The 17,731-nt window shown below is 37.5% G+C and carries 14 protein-coding genes; 10 read left to right on the plus strand and 4 right to left on the minus strand.

Going from position 1 to position 17,731, the window contains the following annotated elements; genetic code table 11:
• Positions 1-304: 304 nt before the first annotated feature.
• A complete protein-coding gene (locus A6754_RS11110) occupies positions 305-1,522 on the minus strand; it encodes a NupC/NupG family nucleoside CNT transporter (RefSeq protein WP_066445184.1) in 1,218 nt (405 codons plus the stop codon).
• A 380-nt stretch (positions 1,523-1,902) separates the two neighbouring features.
• Here A6754_RS11110 and A6754_RS11115 point away from each other — a divergent pair, with 380 nt between their 5' ends.
• From A6754_RS11115 to A6754_RS11125, 3 genes are all read left to right on the plus strand, one after another.
• Positions 1,903-3,081, plus strand: a complete 1,179-nt coding sequence (locus A6754_RS11115; RefSeq protein WP_066445188.1) for an MFS transporter — start codon at positions 1,903-1,905, stop codon at positions 3,079-3,081.
• A gap of 192 nt (positions 3,082-3,273) precedes the next feature.
• Complete coding sequence (locus A6754_RS11120) at positions 3,274-3,495, plus strand: hypothetical protein (protein ID WP_066445191.1); 222 nt, start codon at positions 3,274-3,276, stop codon at positions 3,493-3,495.
• A gap of 85 nt (positions 3,496-3,580) precedes the next feature.
• Complete coding sequence (locus A6754_RS11125; RefSeq protein WP_257297443.1) at positions 3,581-3,775, plus strand: cold-inducible protein YdjO-related protein; 195 nt, start codon at positions 3,581-3,583, stop codon at positions 3,773-3,775.
• 179 nt (positions 3,776-3,954) lie between these two features.
• Here A6754_RS11125 and pepF read toward each other — a convergent pair whose 3' ends face one another.
• Positions 3,955-5,766, minus strand: coding sequence for an oligoendopeptidase F (pepF, locus tag A6754_RS11130; protein ID WP_066445197.1), 1,812 nt, complete (start codon positions 5,764-5,766; stop codon positions 3,955-3,957).
• A gap of 408 nt (positions 5,767-6,174) precedes the next feature.
• Positions 6,175-6,312 (minus strand): protein YhfH, encoded by a 138-nt coding sequence (gene yhfH, locus A6754_RS22365; RefSeq protein ID WP_082851666.1) that lies wholly within the window; start codon positions 6,310-6,312, stop codon positions 6,175-6,177.
• Between the two features lie 217 nt (positions 6,313-6,529).
• On the opposite strand from yhfH, the gene A6754_RS11135 reads away from it, so the two are divergent.
• Both A6754_RS11135 and A6754_RS11140 read left to right on the plus strand, forming a co-directional pair.
• Complete coding sequence (locus A6754_RS11135) at positions 6,530-8,683, plus strand: PAS domain S-box protein (protein WP_066445200.1); 2,154 nt, start codon at positions 6,530-6,532, stop codon at positions 8,681-8,683.
• Positions 8,684-8,837: 154 nt separating this feature from the next.
• Entirely contained in the window at positions 8,838-9,566 is a 729-nt protein-coding gene (locus A6754_RS11140) for a LysM peptidoglycan-binding and 3D domain-containing protein (protein ID WP_066445202.1), read from the plus strand.
• Between the two features lie 95 nt (positions 9,567-9,661).
• On the opposite strand, the gene A6754_RS11145 is transcribed toward A6754_RS11140, so the two are convergent.
• Positions 9,662-10,447: a hypothetical protein gene (locus A6754_RS11145; protein ID WP_066445204.1), complete on the minus strand. Its 786-nt coding sequence runs from the start codon at positions 10,445-10,447 to the stop codon at positions 9,662-9,664.
• Positions 10,448-10,771: 324 nt separating this feature from the next.
• Between A6754_RS11145 and A6754_RS11150 the strand changes: the two genes are divergently transcribed.
• The 5 genes from A6754_RS11150 to A6754_RS11170 all read left to right on the plus strand — a co-directional run bounded on the left by A6754_RS11150 (position 10,772) and on the right by A6754_RS11170 (position 17,534).
• Positions 10,772-11,350, plus strand: coding sequence for a TerD family protein (locus A6754_RS11150; RefSeq protein WP_066445207.1), 579 nt, complete (start codon positions 10,772-10,774; stop codon positions 11,348-11,350).
• 44 nt (positions 11,351-11,394) lie between these two features.
• Complete coding sequence (locus tag A6754_RS11155) at positions 11,395-11,973, plus strand: TerD family protein (protein ID WP_066445209.1); 579 nt, start codon at positions 11,395-11,397, stop codon at positions 11,971-11,973.
• 71 nt (positions 11,974-12,044) lie between these two features.
• Positions 12,045-14,291, plus strand: a complete 2,247-nt coding sequence (locus A6754_RS11160) for an AAA domain-containing protein (protein ID WP_066451586.1) — start codon at positions 12,045-12,047, stop codon at positions 14,289-14,291.
• Positions 14,292-14,336: 45 nt separating this feature from the next.
• Positions 14,337-15,317: a ring-cleaving dioxygenase gene (locus A6754_RS11165; RefSeq protein ID WP_066445211.1), complete on the plus strand. Its 981-nt coding sequence runs from the start codon at positions 14,337-14,339 to the stop codon at positions 15,315-15,317.
• A gap of 147 nt (positions 15,318-15,464) precedes the next feature.
• On the plus strand, positions 15,465-17,534 hold the full coding sequence (locus A6754_RS11170; protein ID WP_066445217.1) for a transglycosylase domain-containing protein: 2,070 nt from the start codon (positions 15,465-15,467) through the stop codon (positions 17,532-17,534).
• Positions 17,535-17,731 lie beyond the last annotated feature (197 nt).

Consider the following 17,731-nt stretch of genomic DNA (forward strand, 5'->3'; position numbering starts at 1 on the left):
ATCTACTATTTACAAATAGATTAGAAGATGAGGTAGGGACAATTATAAATAATCAAGTGAAAAGACGAATGATCATAATATGCGCTGTTCGTTCTATTACGCCGGATTCTCGCTTCCTAAATGCGCAATCTTTCTTCTAGTTCTTTCCAGAATCGAGGTGCTCCGTTCCGTTTCTGCAAATCTAAATTTTGTAAGCAAAGCGCACAAAAAGACCCGAACCATTAAACAGATAAAAGGGGCAAATATCTGTTAATAGTTCGGGTCTATTAATGGCTAAGAAAAGTAAGACTTAGACTCATATTTATTAAAATAGCATTCCAGCAATCGCAGCACTTAAGAGTGAAGCGAGAGCTCCAGCAATAACAGCTTTCAATCCAAGCTTAGCAATATCATTTCTTCTATCAGGAGCCAGATTTCCAAGTCCGCCTAGCAGAATTGCCATTGAAGAAATATTAGCAAAGCCGCAAAGTGCAAAGCTAATAATTAGAGATGTCTTCTCAGATAAATTGCCGATTTCAGGTGCAAAATCAGAATATGCAACAAATTCATTTAACACAAGCTTCTGGCCAATGTAGCCGCCAGCCTGAACGGCTTCAGCCCATGGAACACCGATGGCAAAAGCCAGAGGAGAAAATATGTAACCTAAAAGCATTTCAATTGTTAGGTTTTCATATCCAAATAGGCCGCCAACAAAGCCGAATAAACCATTAATTAATGCGACTAAAGCTATAAATGCCAATAACATAGCTCCGATATTCAAAGCAAGCTGTAAACCGACACTTGCTCCTTTAGCGGCTGCATCTACAACATTTACAGAATCAGTATCTTTTTCAATTGTAATGTCATCTGTAGTTTCAGATTTTTCCGTTTCAGGAATCATCATTTTAGCCATAATTAAACCAGCAGGTGCTGCCATAAAGCTGGCTGCCAGTAAATATTCTAAAGGGACACCAAGCAATGAATAACCGATTAAGACAGAACCTGCTACAGAAGCAAGTCCGCCGGTCATGACAGCAAAAAGCTCTGATTTTGTCATTCTATTAATAAAAGGGCGAACGATTAAAGGAGCTTCGGTTTGTCCGACGAAAATATTAGCAGCAGCTGAGATGGATTCTGCCTTGCTTGTGCCAAGCAGTTTGGAAAGACCGCCACCGATAAACTTAATAACGACCTGCATAATCCCTGTATAATAGAGGACAGAAATTAGCGATGAAAAGAAAATGACGACTGGAAGAACCTGAAAAGCAAAAACTGATCCTATATTCGTTCCTTCTTGAAAAAATCCGCCAAAAAGAAAGTTAATTCCTTCATTTGCATAGCCGACTACATCATTGACTGCATATGTTACTTTTTCAAGTGCAGATTTGCCTAGATCCCATTTTAGTACAAGAAAAGCAAATATAAATTGGATGAGAAGACCGCCAATAATGGTACGGACATTAATGGCTTTACGGTTTTCTGACATTAAAAAGGCAATCATGAAAATCGTAAATATCCCAAATAATCCCCAAATAATATTCATTGTTTAACACCTCAATTGATAGATTCGTAGTTGTATAGACTTGTACAAGTTAACTGTAAACGTTTGCTTGGAGAACAGACGTCTGACATCCAACTTGTTCGTTTAATATTGTAACATGAATCCGTTTTCAGTAAAGAGTTATTTTTATTTTTTTTAAAATTATAGAATAGAAATACGGAATAGGGAGGATATGAATAATAGTTGAAGCATTCCAATACATCATAACAATGACCTTTTTCAAAAGAATTTCAAGTGCAATCAGCATAAAAATGGTTAAACTACTCTCTTTTGCATATTAAATAGTGCTAAAATAGATTTTATGCTAAATTAGGGCAGCTAAATGGAACTTATACGAATTTTTAAAGAAATGGTGATTGACTATGACATCAATAAGAAAAACAATTATAACCATGCAGGGATTTTACTTGCTTACCTTCTTTGCGGTTGGAAGCATGATGCCGTTATTAAGCGTTTATTTAAGTGAAGCAGAAAACTTAAATGGATATCAAATTGGCCTCATTATGTCGATAAATCCCGTTGTAATGATCTTTTTTCAGCCGTTATGGGGGATGATTTCTGATAAAACAAACGCGCCAATTAAAATTCTGACTCTTACTACTTTTATCGCAGGGAGCTTTGCTTTAGGATATATAGCTTTTAGCGGATATACTGCGATCTTTTTTATTGCGGTTCTTGTGGCCATTTTTCAGAGTGCAATCATCCCAGTTTCAGATAGTATTTCTATTAGCTACACAAGCAAAGTCGGTTACAATTACGGGAATATTCGTTTGTTTGGATCTTTGGGTTTCGGACTTGCTGTCTTTATCATGGGCAGACTTTCAGAATGGAATAACCAGGTTATTTTTATTTCCTTTTTTTCAGCACTGGTGCTTGCTTCCCTTTTAGCGTGGAAGATGCCAACGGAAAAAAAGACGCAGAAGCCCAATCTGCTGCTGGGCGTAAAAGAGATTCTGACCATGAAAAAATTTCTGCTTTTCCTGATCGTTACGTTTTTGATTTTTGGACCTAATCTAGCCAACAATACGTATTTTGGTCTTTTTATTGAAGGAAGCGGAGGGACCTATACGGGCATAGGGGTAGCCTTTTTAATTGCTGTTTTATCGGAAGCTCCCTTTATGAAAGCTGCTGGGGGACTGATTCAAAGACTTGGTTTACTGAGAATCATGTTACTTGCATCTGGTGTTTCCTTAATCCGCTGGCTTCTTTATTTTACAGAGCCAAGTTTATGGGTTGTGTATGCGACAGCTGTATTTCAAGGGATATCAATCGGTTTATTTATTCCTGCTGCACTCCAATATTTAAGACAAATAACACCTTTACACATAACGGCTACAGCAATTACGCTATATTCTGCGATTGGAAATGGGTTAGGCAACTGGTTTTGTACGTTTTTGGGAGGAATTATTTTTGAAGAGTACAGCATTTTTCATGTTTACTTATTTTTTGCCATTTTAGCGTTATTGGGCGTTATTCTTACAATCGGTCTGATACAGATGCAAAAAGCGGAACAAAAGAAATACATTGTTACTTCTGGCTAAAGTTGAAGTCCTCTGTTATGGAGGGCTTTTATTATTATCTAAAAAAAATTACGGAGTTTCGCTCTTAAATTATGCAGTTTGTTCTTATCACTTTCACTCTGATTTCTGGATCTGAAAAACAAGTTTTTTCTTCGTTTCTGTATGTTATTCAAAATTATGTTTAACAATAAATGGAGAAGGGAGGATTCAGTAATGCAGAATGAAAATATTCCAATGCGAGAAATCTTTCATATTGAAACAGATGAATATATTCCGTTTGATGATTTTTCATCAGGATTAATTGGTGATGAACAAAATAGTGTTGCTCCGTACGACAGCGAAAACTCACAAGGTTATATAGAGGATGTTGATATAGCAATATCAATAAAAGCAAAACAGCTTGACTCAAACACCGTAAACGATGCAACTGAGTAGCTAGACGAACAATAAATATAGTAAAAAAAGGATTTTTATCATAATTTCCCCTCATTTGTCCATACTAACAATAAAAGGGGGCGTTATGGTGTTCTTCAACAGAAAAGGCCAAGATGATACACCGGAAATAGTAATGCTGGATACGGAAGTGTACTCGTGTTCAACTGATAGCTGCAACGGCTGGATGCGTAAGGATTTTGCTTCTGATGATTTAAAATGTCCATTATGTGGAAATGAGACAACTGCGGAAATCAGGGAGCTGCCTGCAATTCAAAATTAAAAAGAAAAAGATTAATGGTCTCACGGCTTTTAAATTCCTTCCAGGAGACAAATCTAATAATTAGACCTTGTTGCTCTTGCACTTTATGTGGTGGAAAAAATGGTTTGCTGCTGATTTATCCTTTCATAAAGCGGAAAAAACCCCTCCGAATACGGAGAGGGTTTTTTGTGTCCTTCTTATTAGAAACTTTCTTCTAATTCTTTTATAAGTGATCCAACATAGTGAACAGCACTTTTAATTGGCTCAGGCTGAGACATATCAATTCCAGCCATTTGAAGAAGGTCTAATGGTTTCTTTGTTCCGCCAGCTTTTAATACATTTAACCAGCTTTCAACAGCTTTTGATCCATTGTCACGGATTTTAATAGCCATTGCGGTTGAAGCAGTTAACCCGGCAGAATACGTATATGGATATAATCCCATGTAATAGTGAGGCTGACGCATCCATGTTAAGGCTGCATCATCATCAATTACTACGTCATTTCCCCAGAAGGAAGTCAGCACAGCTTTCTTCTCAGCACATAATTTTGCAGCTGTTAGAGGAATGCCTTTTTCCGCCAAATCATAAATTTTACGCTGAAATGCTCCTTCTAACAGATGGGTAACGAAGTTGTGATAGTACGTTCCAAGAAGCTGCAGGATTACCCATCTTTTCATTTTAACATCAGTTGTATTGGACATTAAATGCTGTGCGAGCAATAGTTCATTTAATGTGGATGGAGCTTCTACAAAATAAGTGGAAGGTCTAGTACTCATGACGCGCTGTTCTTTATTCGCCAAATAAAAGTGTCCGGCATGACCAAGTTCATGAGCAAGGACAAATGCTCCACGCATTGTATCAGTCCAAGTCATCAGGATATATGGATGTGCTCCGTATGGACTTGAGCAAAAGGCTCCTGTTGATTTTCCAATATTATCAGATAAATCAACCCATCTCTCTGTTAATCCTTTTTTCATAATCTCGCTATATTCTGGACCCATCACCTTTAAGGATTCAAGTATGGTTTCACAAGCTTCTTCGTAGCTTGTATTTGGATTGAAATCCGGATCAAGTGGAGCTTTTAAATCTGCAAAATGCATTTCCTCAAGACCAAGAATCTTTTTCTTAAGGCTTGCGAATTTCCTCATATGCGGAGCAAGCTCCGTCTGTATAATGTCAAGCTGGTTATGATACATCTCTTCCGTAACATCCTGAGAATCTAGTAGCATTTGTGTAACAGACTCGTACCCGCGTAACGTAGATAGAGCAACCTGCTTTTTCACTTCAGCTGAATAGACAGCTGCAAAGGTATTTTTATAGTGATGGAGGGTGGATGAAAAAGCTTTAAAAGCATTTCTTCTTACATCTGCCTTTGGTGAAAATTCATATTTATCTTCATAAAGGGCAAACGAATTGGGAAGAACATTCCCATCATCATCAGTGAAATTTTCAAATGGCATGTCAGCTAGCTTCGCAGCATTGTATATCCTGTATGGAGCACCATGAACTTCGCCAAGAGATGCTAACGCTTCTTCGGTTTCTGGTGATAAACGGTGCTTTTTCGATTGCAGCAAGTCAGTAAGAAAACGAGCAAAAGGTAAAAACCGCGGATCGTTTTTAACAAGCTCTTCAACTTTTCCTTCAGGGTATTGTAGAATTTCTGATTCTATGAATGAAAGATTAGCACTTACTTTTGCCTGCAATGAAGCGATAACGGAAGAATTGGCTTGGTTTTCTGGATCTGTGCCATCGCCTGATTGCTTAAGTGAAGCATATGTAGCAGCTTGTATAAATGAAATCATCAGATTTTCATATGCAAGCAGACATTCTAATAAAGTATCACTGCTTTCATGTAATTTATCTTTATAGGCAGTTACTTCCGGTAAAGTATTCTCAATGGCTGTTACAGCTTTATGCCAGCTTTCATCAGAAGGAAATAAAGCGGTTAAATCCCATGTTAGCTTTTCAGGCACTTCTGAACGATGAAGTCTTTTAGAAATAGTTTGTTCCATTATAATCCTCCTATTTGCCTTTTTATTTCGATACTCTAACTATTATACATGAAAGATTGTCTTTTTTATAGATTTTTCTAAATAATCAAATTAAAAATGAGGCTGTCACAAAATGAAAATACTATTTCTAAACCACGAATATCCATATTCATGGTTTGCGAGTATACGTTAGCCCGCTCCATTTCACTCATGTTAATAAAATATATTTTATAATCATAAAAAAATCCGAATGATTAGAAAGATGACTTCTTAACCATTCGGTTCTATGAAAGTGTTAAATACTTATGTCCCAGCCTCTTAAATAGGATTGTTAACAGCTTTAATAATCAAACTAGCTTAAAAAAACGGTGAACATACAATCAACTGCTTTAATCAGTATTCAGGAGAGTATTAAATTAAGGACAAGCTTTATTTATTAATATGTTTATTCGTGCATTCCTGGCATTCCACTAAATAGGATTCAGCTTGTTCCGAAAAAGGTTGGCCGCATTCTGGGCATTGTTTTTTAGGCAGGTTCCGGAAGAATTCAACTGGACTTTGCATCATAACAAACACTCCTTTTTATAATACAGATTTTTTGTTTATTACCTGTTATGATACAGTATACTGTAAATTTTCTTTCTTGTGTAGGGTTTTTTCTCATTTTTTTGAAAATTATTATTTTGACGCTTGTTTTGTCATTTGGAAAATCCTCTTCCATCTAGAATGTGTTTCCATTACAATCAATATTGAAAGCTTAGAAAAAGGAGTCTGACTTATTTTAATGAATGACATTATTTCCTTCAGCCCTATTTTAATATTAGTAGCTATTGGCCTAACCTTTATGGCAACCTATACTGCTCTTGACTTATTCAGTTTAATACATTCTAAAGAAAGCAATAGAAAGTTTTTGTTTATTGGTGGAACATTTTCATTGGGCATTGGTATTTGGCTGATGAACTTTATTGGAATGCTTGCACTTAATATTGAAGGATCCGGGAATTATCATATCATTTTTATCATTTTATCTATGCTGTTTGGCATTTGTTTTACCGGTTTGGCTTTTCTGAATATCATTGATAAAAAGATGTCATATCGAAGAATTCTGATTGGCGGATTCTTCTTAACTTTGGCTGTGCTAGCCATTCATATAACAGGCATGTTTGCGATTGGAAAGTTAATTACGTTTCATCCGATCCTATTAATGATTTCTGTATTGTTAATTTTTTTATCATTCTCATTTTCACTTTGGCTTTTGTTCTTCAAAAAGCATGTTTCAAAAAGGCATCGCAGCTGGTTAAAACCTGTTAGTGCCCTTATAATGACTGGCGCAAATATTGAAGGGTATTTACTGCTGATCAGGGCTTCTTCTATTCAGTCTGCATTTCAGCCATTAATAAATATTGAACCTGGCTCCTATGCCATCTATTTGCTCACATTTGTTGGATTTGTCATTCTTGGCGGTATGGTAGGCTCTAGCTCTGTAACGAATAAAAAACTCTCTGCCAGCGATCATCTTCTTACAGATATACAATCTGCATTAGACAAATCATCAATTGTCGCTATTACAGATCCAAAAGGTGTCATAACATATGTAAATGACAAGTTTGTTGAGATTTCTAAATATTCAAGAGAAGAATTGATTGGGAAGACGCATAGTATTCTTAATTCTAATTATCATCCATCATCTTTTTTTGAAGATCTTTGGACTACTATTTCTGCAGGTGAGACGTGGAGAGGGGAAATTCAAAACAGAGCAAAGGATGGAAGTCTTTATTGGGTTGAAACAACAATCGTGCCCTTTTTAAATGCAAATGGGAGACCATACCAATATGTAGCAATCCGTACTGACATTACACCTTTAAAAACTGCAGAAATTCATTTGAAAGAAAGTTTAAAGGAAGTGAGTGATATCACTTTTGCCTTAAATCAGTCTTCAATTGTCGCTTTTACGGATGCAAAAGGGAAGATTCTTTCCGTAAATGATAAGCTATGTGAAATATCAAAGTATTCAAGAGAGGAACTGATCGGACAGGATCATTCTATTTTGAATTCAGGCTATCATTCTTCTTCATTTTTCAAAGACCTCTGGAAAACCATCGGCAGCGGAGAGGTATGGAAAGGGGAGATTCGAAATCGGGCGAAGGATGGCTCATTTTATTGGGTAGACACAACGATTGTCCCCTTTATAAATGAATCTGGAAGACCATATCAATATTTAGCAATCAGAAATGATATTACAGAAAGAAAGCAGTCAGAAGAATTATTGCATAGGCAAGATAAACTGGCTGCTGTTGGCCAGCTTGCTGCGGGAGTTGCACATGAAATCCGCAATCCTCTTACATCCATGAAGGGTTATGCCGAGTTTCTTCTATTAGATGAACAAAATGATGAACGCAGAGAGTTTATTGACATTATCTTAGATGAAATTGACCGTGTAGATTCGATCGTAGAGGATTTTATGGTGCTGGCAAAGCCAAAGGCTATTCAACTAGAAGAAAAAAACATTATTCCCATCATTGAAAATGTCATTTCTTTATTAGAATTTGAAGCCAGAAAACGGAATGTGAATATCCATTTTGAATCGGAGGAACCTATCATCCAAATTGAATGTGATGAAAATCGCCTCAAGCAAGTATTTTTAAATTTTATTAAAAATGGAATCGAAGCGATGCCTGGCGGAGGGACGATTAAGATAAAGATTGAAAATATGGATGAAAAATTGACCATATCTATTCAGGATACTGGTGTGGGAATTCCGCAGGATAAATTGATGAAAATTGGAGATCCATTTTATACAACCAAGAAAAATGGAAATGGATTGGGCTTAATGGTTAGTTTTAAAATAATAGAAAGCCATAATGGCAAGGTGTATATTGAAAGTGAACTTAACAAAGGAACCACCTTCAATATTGTATTTCCATTAAAAACAGCATAATGAATTTGATTGAATTTTCAAACTCTTCGTCATCTCGCTGTTATGTTCCTGTTATAACTGTAACTGTATTATAAAACAGCTGTTCTTTTTTTGAGCGATTTTCATGTTATGATTATTCCCGTTAGCGAATACAAGCTATACGAGGAGGTACAACATGAAAAAATCATTCGTAACCATGGCAGCAGCAGCTGTTTTTTTCAGTACAGCAGGAGCAGCCGTACAAGCTGAGGAAGTGACCGTCCAAAAAGGAGATACACTTTGGAAGCTTGCAGGAGAATATGATGTCAGTGTTGAACAAATTAAGGATTGGAACAGCCTGTCATCTGATAAAATTGTCGTTAATCAAGTTTTGGATATTCATAGAGAGAAAGCATATACAGTGGAAAAAGGAGATACACTTTGGAGTATAGCCAAAGCGAATGAAGTCACTGTTGAGCAATTAAAAGAATGGAATCAAATAAAAGGTGACATCATTGTCTTAGGTCAAAAGATTGTCATTTTCCCTGGGTCAACTGCTTCAGCAGCAAATGAGGGCGGAAGCACAGTTAAGACAGCAGCATCTAAGCCTGTCAAAACAGCAAGTGAGGGTGCTGTAAAGGAGATTTCAGTAGAGGCTACAGCGTATACAGCAAGCTGTAATGGCTGTTCTGGTACTACAGCAACTGGAATTAATTTAAAACAAAATCCGAATCAAAAGGTCATTGCCGTCGATCCTTCTGTAATCCCGCTTGGAAGCAGAGTATTTGTTGAAGGCTATGGCGAAGCAATTGCAGGAGATACTGGCGGAGCCATTAAAGGCAATAAAATTGACGTATTCATGCCAGAAAAGCAAGATGCACTTAACTGGGGAAGAAAAACAGTAAATGTAAAAATTTTAGACTAAACTAATACATAGTTTGTAAAAGCTAATGTTTAAAAGTTTAATAGATAAGCCCAATGCTCAGTATTTAATGATAAGCATTGGGCTTTTTTGTATGATTAAATCTTTTTCTGCTCTTCATCTTTCATATCTGTTTGTTTAAGAAAAAAGCTCTGCACAGGCTTTGCAATGAGTTTGAATTGTGTTTCAAATTTCTCGGAAAGATAGGATGCTCTTTCATAAATGGCCGATTTAAGAGAATCCAGCTGCCGCATCATTTTATCTGTTAAAGCTTCCTGCTGATCAAGTCTTTCCATAACAGTGTTATGGAACATTTCTTGAACATCCATCTTTTTATCTAATTCTTCATTCACTAATTCCTGAGTTGCCATTTTCTCAGTCAGCTGTTCAGAAAATGTTTCCAGAACATCCAGTTTACGTGCTAAGCTTTGAGTTGATGCATCCTGATAGTGCAGCTGATTTAGCATCTCTTCATGAAGCGCTTCTTCTTGCTGAAGCAGTTGAACGATTATAGTGTTTGATTCTTCTAAGGAAGATAAGCGCTCCATGATTATGGCATTATTGCTCTCTTGCTTTTCGGTAAATAGAATGAATTTAGATATTAATGTATCCTGTACCTGCAGCTGATGTAAAACATTTTCATATTGCTCTTGATGACTGCTTTTTAATATTTGGACTTGATGATTCATTGCCTGATAAGAGGAAGATAATCTATTCTCCATAGTGCGACTATGATCGGAAAGCTGTTCATTTATAACAGCCTGCTGTTTCAAGAGATCCTGCAGATAATTAAGACGAAAAGAATCTTGATTATTATCAGTCAGGTGCTCTTCATCATTTGTAAATAGTTTAAGAGATCCTTCCTGATTTTCTTTTTTTAACAAAATGACCACCCCAATTGATGCTTGTTATTCCTGTTAATTGTCAGTATATGTGTTTTACCCATAAAATGTGGCGAAAATAGGCAGATCCCTAAGAATAGACAGAATTTTGCAGATTAATGACCATATCAGTTTACTGAATGAATGATAACGTTTAAACTAATAGTGTACATATGTAAAAAAAGACTGTTTGCACAAGAAAGTTGATTATAGCCGCAAACAAGATCAATAATATCTTTAGGCTGCTTAAGATTCTTAGTTAGAACAGTCTGCAAAAATGTATTATGAAATTAAAATTTCACTTATAACATGGAAAGGATGATTTAAATGGCTATTTCATTATCAAAAGGGCAAAAAGTTGACTTAACGAAAACAAATCCAGGTCTATCAAAAGTAATTGTTGGTCTTGGCTGGGATACAAACAAATATGACGGTGGAAATGACTTTGACTTAGATGCAAGTGTATTTCTCCTGGATTCATCAAACAAGTGTGCTTCTGAGAAAGATTTTATCTTCTACAATCAGCTTGAAGGCGGTGCTGGATCCGTTGTACATACTGGAGACAACCGTACAGGTGAAGGAGATGGCGATGACGAGCAAGTTAAGGTAAATTTATCAGCAGTACCAGCGGGAATCGAAAAAATTTCCTTCGTTATTACGATTCATGACGGTGAAAACCGCGGTCAGAATTTTGGACAAGTTTCCAATGCTTTTGTACGAATCGTGAATGAAGAATCAAATGAAGAAATCATTCGTTATGATCTTGGAGAAGACTTCTCTATTGAAACAGCTATTGTGGTTGGTGAATTATATCGTCATGCAGGCGAATGGAAATTCTCTGCGGTAGGTTCAGGCTACCAAGGCGGTCTTGCTCGCATTGCAACTGACTTTGGTTTACAAGTATAAGTTTAGCTTTTTATAAGAAAGAGTAAGGAGGCGGCTCAGGAAAAATGGGTATTCAGCTTTCAAAAGGACAGAGAATAGACTTAACGAAAACAAATCCTGGACTAGTTAAAGCAGTTATTGGACTAGGCTGGGATACAAATAAGTACCAGGGCGGACAGGATTTTGACCTTGATGCGTCTGCATTCCTCGTTGATGCACAGAACAAATGTGTTAATGATCACGATTTTATCTTTTATAATAACCTTCAGCATCCAAGCGGCGCCGTTATCCATACAGGCGATAACCGTACAGGTGAGGGAGATGGAGATGATGAGCAGCTGATCGTTGACTTTTCATCTATACCGTCATATGTCGACCGTATTGGGATCACTGTTACCATACATGATGCTGAACTAAGAAAACAAAACTTTGGACAAGTTTCTAATGCGTTTGTGCGCTTAGTAGATGAAGCAAATGGTCAGGAACTGCTCCGTTTTGATTTAGGTGAAGATTTCTCTATTGAAACAGCAGTGGTAGTATGTGAATTATACCGTCACGGCAATGACTGGAAATTCAATGCCGTCGGCAGCGGTTTCTCTGGCGGTCTTGCCTCACTTTGCAAAAACTATGGATTGCAAGTATAATATGTAATCAAAAAGAAGAGCGATTTCGCTCTTCTTTTTTTACTTCAAAAGTAACAGTACTGAGGGATAAAATGACAACGGTTAAAACATATATAAAAGAATGGCAAAAAGCATTGCAATCAGAGATTATGTTTCTAAAAACAAAAGGAAGCACAAGGTACACCCTTTTTAACGGCAGATTACTATCTAAACAGGAAAAATTTAATTATTACTTTGAAACGGCAATACAAATTAAGATCCCGGTCGGTTCATTAGTACGTATTGTATGGGGAACTGGAGAGGTGCAAGGACGGATTCTTTCATCTGAAGGAGAAAATATGATCCTTGCACTTGAAGCCTTTTTAGGGAATGAACTATCACAGCTGCAATTGTATTATGATCCATGGGAATTGTTAGATGAATTGCATACAAGGCTTGAAGAATTAAAAAAAAGCAAAAGAAAACGAGCAAGAGTCCAGCGTCTCATGAATCCGGATATGGAGGATAAGCATCCTTCTGAAAAGGCTGGCTCAAATGTACATGAACTTGTTCTTCGCTCCAAATATAATCCAGTAACATACGTATGGGGACCACCCGGAACTGGAAAAACATATACATTGGCTCGAACAGCAGTCAATAAGTATTTAAAGAATCAAAAAGTATTAATCCTCGCCCAGAGTAATCAGGCAGTAGATGTTCTAATGGCCGAAACAGCTGCTTTTTTGAAAAAGAAAGGCAAATTTCACGAAGGTGACATGCTCCGCTATGGGATGAGTACGGGTGAAACGCTTGCTATACATCCGGAACTGACAGCTGCTCATCTATTGTCTGCCGATCAAAACCAGATTGGAAAAGAGAAGGAAGAGCTTTTACAGGAAAGAAGGCTATTAAAACACGATCTATCAAACTCATTTAGCGGAAGAGATACGGATACATTGCTGGCTGTGGAAAAAAAGCTATCAAATCTACTTGAGAAAATACGTCAGAAGGAAATGAAGTTAGTAAAAGAAGCAAGAATAGTTGGTGTCACACTTTCAAAAGCTGCTAGAGATGCCAGCATTTATGAAAGTGAATTTGACGTTATTATCATTGATGAAGCAAGTATGGCGTATACCCCGCAAATTGCCTTTGCGGCATCCATAGGAAAAAGAGTAATCGTATGCGGAGACTTTAAGCAGCTGCCGCCAATTGCCTCAGCAAACAGTCTCATTGTCAATCAGTGGCTTAAGGAAGATATTTTCCATCATGCAAAAGTGACAAATTGGATCGGAGAAGGTAAGCTGCATCCTCACCTATTTTTGTTAAAAGAACAGAGAAGGATGCATCCACAGATTTCTGCCTTCACAAATAAGCATGTCTATCATTCTCTTGTGGATGATTTTCCAGGGGTTGAACAAGCGCGTAATGTCATTGCAGAACTTCAGCCATTTCCTCAGAATGCCTCTATCCTGCTAAATTCTGCCGGTGCAGGGACATACGGAATGACAGAAAGAACGTCTCGCTCACGAGTGAATTTATGGCAGCTGCTTTTATCTTTTCAAGTCTTGCATGAAGCATATTCAGCTGGAATTCAATCTATTGGCTATGTAACGCCATATCGTTCTCAGGCGAACCTAATGGAGCAGCTTCTTAATGAATTTTATGGTGAGAAATTAGAGAAATCGGATATTCTTGCTGCTACTGTTCATCGTTTTCAAGGCAGTGAAAAGGATGTAATGATTTTTGATTCAACAGACAGTTTTTCTCATACTCGTCCTGGAATGCTTTTAACAGGCAAAGATAGTGAAAGATTAATAAATGTTGCGATTACAAGATCCAGAGGGAAATTTATTCATATTGCAGATGCAGAATTTGTCCAAAAGACCGTAGCAAAAGAAAAAACATGGCGCAAGCTCGTTTCCCATCAAGAAAGGAACCACCAAGCAGTTTCACAGCAGCAGATTGGAACCTGGATTCAAACTCCGCATATGAATTTAAAATGGCTGCATGCAAGAAGGCTTGATCTTGTTAAAACCGATATTCAGCGAACAAATAAAGGGATTATTTTTGGTCTGTCCTCTAGCAATAGATTGCCTGACGAATGGATCAATCTGCTAAATGAGCGAGGAAAAGGAGTCGAATTGACTTTGTTATCTGATCAGAAAATCAATTCTTTACAGATAAACGATCAGTATCCAAATCCGCTGCCGTTTCCATTCCTCATTTTTGATGAGAAGGTTGTCTGGCTGGGAATGCCAGTTGAAGACTTAATGAGAGCAAAACCCCCATACGCAGCCGCAAGAGTACGTTCCAAAGTGCTGGCTGGTTATTTAATGACTCAAGTAAATGCAATGAAGTAAGATATAATAAGACTAGGCAAATAAATTGAAAGCGGTGGGATTACTATGGACTTAAAACCAATACTAGGACAGCACCATGTCTCAGCTTTAACAGCAAATGCCCAGAAAAACTATCATTTTTATACGGAAATTCTCGGTTTGCGTCTTGTGAAAAAAACAGTAAATCAAGATGATACAACAATGTACCATTTGTTCTATGCTGATGAGAGCGGATCACCTGGCACTGATTTAACATTCTTTGAAATTAAAAATGCCGGGAGAACTTATCCAGGACATAGTAGTATTTCTGAAACAGCTCTAAGAGTTCCAAATGACCGTGCACTTTTCTATTGGATCGATCGGTTTGTTCAATTCGGAGTAAAACATGATGATATCACTGAATATGCGGGCAGAAAGGTCGTTGCTTTTGAAGATCATGAAGGACAGCGGCTATCACTTGTATCAGATGAGAATAATAGAGGTGTCAAAGGGGGAGAGCCTTGGAGACAAGGTCCAGTTCCTGCTGAACACGCTATAATTGGTCTCGGTCCGGTTGCACTGACAGTAAAAAGCATAAAAGAAACAGCTCATATTTTAACCAACGTTCTCCAGTATAAGGAAAGTGGAAAATATACAAGAGTAAAAGGAAGCAGCACAACCACATACTATGTTTTTTCAACAGGTGAAGGAGGAACAGGTGCCGAAATTCATGTTGAGGAACAGCCGGACATGCCAAAAGAGCGACCTGGCCGGGGAAGCGTGCATCATGTTGCCATTAGAGTTGAAAACATGGTTGAATTAAGTAAGTGGGCAGAGTATTTAAAGCAATTGCGTATTGGCAATTCAGGTATCGTGGAAAGATATTATTTTAAATCTATTTATTTCCGAGATGAAAATAGGATTTTATTCGAACTGGCTACAGATGGACCTGGATTTTTGCAGGATGAACACTTAGATACGCTTGGTGAAAAACTGGCGCTGCCTCCGTATCTGGAACATAAAAGAGCAGAAATAGAAGCGAATTTAACTCCACTTAAAACATCGTAATGACGTCTGATGGATTCTGCCAGCCTATTGACTTGATGATTTATTGATCATATATGAAACCTTTCTCTCTATTTTACGTTTAATATATAGTAATAGTATCTAGCATCAGGAAGATTGAGTTCAAAAGGTACTGTAAAGGAGAAAGATATGAGCAGATTACAGCCCATTTGGGAAAATATAAAACGTTATTGGAAAAAGTTCCATCTGACACAAATCATTTTATTGCTGGGTTTATCGGCAATATTGTTTACCATTTTGTTCTTTGCTTTTTTAGCTGCGACAGCAAATGTCGAGACATTGCAGGATGGACTCAGGCAGTCAACCGTTATATATGATAAAGATGGAGATGCAGCAGCAAAATTAGCTTCTAATCGTGCAGAAGGTGTATCAATTGAAGAAATTCCGGAGCATGTAATGAATGCAGTCATCGCCATTGAGGATGAGCGTTTTTATGAGCATAATGGTTTTGATGTTAAGGGGATCGCACGGGCCTTTTTCAGTAATTTGTTTGCAGGAAAAATTACTGGCGGGGGAAGTACGCTTACACAGCAATTAACGAAAAATGCTCTTTTAACAACAGAACAGACGTATCGCCGCAAGGCTGAGGAGCTTTTCTTAGCCGTTGAAATTGAAAAGAAGTATGAAAAAGATGAAATCCTGCAAATGTATTTGAATCAAGTATACTTTGGCAGTGGAGCATGGGGCATCAGCAGTGCAGCTAACACATACTTCAGCAAAAAGCCATCACAACTTACCATAAGCGAAGCTGCTGTACTGGCAGGACTACTGCAGTCACCATCTGTTCTGGATCCGAATAAGAATTATGATCGTTCGATGGAACGGCGAAATGTTGTATTAAGTAAAATGAACGAATTAGGATATATTACAGAGCAAGAATTCAGCGATGCAAAAGCAGAAAAAATTGTATTAAAAGAAGGATCAGGAACGGCAATGGAACGTAAATATCCATATTATATCGATGCTGTTCTTGATGAGGCGATTCACACGTATGGTTTAACACAAGAAGAGATTTTTACTAGAGGCTATAAAATATATACAGAACTGGATCAAAATCTGCAATCTGGGTTAGAACTTGTCTACAGCAGAGACTCATTATTCCCACAAGGCAGGAGCGGGGAGATTGTTCAAAGCGGTGGCGTACTGCTCGATCCTGAAACAGGAGGAGTTCGTGCTTTAGTAGGTGGAAGAGGAGAACATGTATTCCGCGGTTTTAACAGAGCTACACATATTAAAATGCAGCCTGGTTCAACATTAAAGCCACTTGCTGTTTATACACCTGCTCTGGAGGAAGGCTACACAGGAGAATCTATGCTGAAAGATGAGCTTCAAACTTACGGTGATTATCAGCCTGAAAATGCTTCAAAGCAATATGCTGGAGAAGTAACAATGAGAAAAGCCATAGAGCAATCAATCAACGCACCAGCTGTCTGGCTTCTAAATGAAATTGGATTAGAAAAGGGAATTGACGCTTTAACTCGGTTTGGCATTCCCCTGCAAGATGAAGATGAATATTTAGGAATCGGATTAGGCGGCATGCGAAGCGGTATTTCCCCGTTAAAGCTTGCAGAAGCATACGCTGCTTTCCCTAATGAAGGAAAAAGAAATCATGCTCACCTTATTACGAAGATCGAAGGCCCTACAGGGAAAGTAATTGCCGAAAGAAAAAAAATAACGGTTAAAGTAACATCGAAAAAGGTTTCTGAAGAAATGACGGCTCTGCTCCGAGGGGTCGTTGATGAGGGTACAGGAACAGGCACGAAAATGGATGATGTACAGATTGCCGGTAAAACAGGATCAACACAGCTTCCATATGGAGATATTAATGGTACAAAAGATCAGTGGTTTGTCGGCTATACAAAGAACTTAGTTGGAGCTGTCTGGCTCGGTTATGACAAAACTGATCGTGAGCATTATTTATCAACCAGCAGTTCCGAAACTGTAGTCCCTGTATTCCGTGCGATTATGGAGCAATCGGTTCAGCATATGGAAATGGAGAACTTTACGGAAGAGCGTTTGAACGCAGAAGAAATCCGAAAAGATGTCGAAGAAACGTTAAAAGAACAAGCTGAAAAGATTGAAGGAAAACTTAAAGAAGAGATGCCAAAATGGAAAGAAAGCTTAAATAAGGGAATAGAAGAACTAGATCAATTTGGCGACTTCTTAAAAGAAAAATGGGGAGAAATAAAAGGAAATTAGAATTAATTCTTTTTGCTCAACTATAGAAAGTTTATCATTTCATTTAAGAGATTATACGAACAATAGACAGACAAAGATCCTAAAAAATCTTTTCAGTCTATTGTTTTTTTTGTTAGCTGCAGATTTGACTGATTTTAATACTCTTAAAAGTCTTATATACACTTTTAGCGTATGCAAGGAAGAGTGAATGAAAAAAT

The organism is Cytobacillus gottheilii (assembly GCF_001636345.1).
In the GTDB taxonomy this organism is placed as follows: domain Bacteria; phylum Bacillota; class Bacilli; order Bacillales; family Cytobacillaceae; genus Cytobacillus; species Cytobacillus gottheilii.

Bases quoted from the DNA above. Each gene is read 5' to 3' on its own strand.
- A6754_RS11110 (WP_066445184.1), bottom strand. From the start codon at position 1,522: ATGAATATTATTTGGGGATTATTTGGGATATTTACGATTTTCATGATT.
- A6754_RS11115 (WP_066445188.1), top strand. From the start codon at position 1,903: ATGACATCAATAAGAAAAACAATTATAACCATGCAGGGATTTTACTTG.
- A6754_RS11120 (WP_066445191.1), top strand. From the start codon at position 3,274: ATGCAGAATGAAAATATTCCAATGCGAGAAATCTTTCATATTGAAACA.
- A6754_RS11125 (WP_257297443.1), top strand. From the start codon at position 3,581: ATGGTGTTCTTCAACAGAAAAGGCCAAGATGATACACCGGAAATAGTA.
- pepF (WP_066445197.1), bottom strand. From the start codon at position 5,766: ATGGAACAAACTATTTCTAAAAGACTTCATCGTTCAGAAGTGCCTGAA.
- yhfH (WP_082851666.1), bottom strand. From the start codon at position 6,312: ATGATGCAAAGTCCAGTTGAATTCTTCCGGAACCTGCCTAAAAAACAA.
- A6754_RS11135 (WP_066445200.1), top strand. From the start codon at position 6,530: ATGAATGACATTATTTCCTTCAGCCCTATTTTAATATTAGTAGCTATT.
- A6754_RS11140 (WP_066445202.1), top strand. From the start codon at position 8,838: ATGAAAAAATCATTCGTAACCATGGCAGCAGCAGCTGTTTTTTTCAGT.
- A6754_RS11150 (WP_066445207.1), top strand. From the start codon at position 10,772: ATGGCTATTTCATTATCAAAAGGGCAAAAAGTTGACTTAACGAAAACA.
- A6754_RS11155 (WP_066445209.1), top strand. From the start codon at position 11,395: ATGGGTATTCAGCTTTCAAAAGGACAGAGAATAGACTTAACGAAAACA.
- A6754_RS11160 (WP_066451586.1), top strand. From the start codon at position 12,045: ATGACAACGGTTAAAACATATATAAAAGAATGGCAAAAAGCATTGCAA.
- A6754_RS11165 (WP_066445211.1), top strand. From the start codon at position 14,337: ATGGACTTAAAACCAATACTAGGACAGCACCATGTCTCAGCTTTAACA.
- A6754_RS11170 (WP_066445217.1), top strand. From the start codon at position 15,465: ATGAGCAGATTACAGCCCATTTGGGAAAATATAAAACGTTATTGGAAA.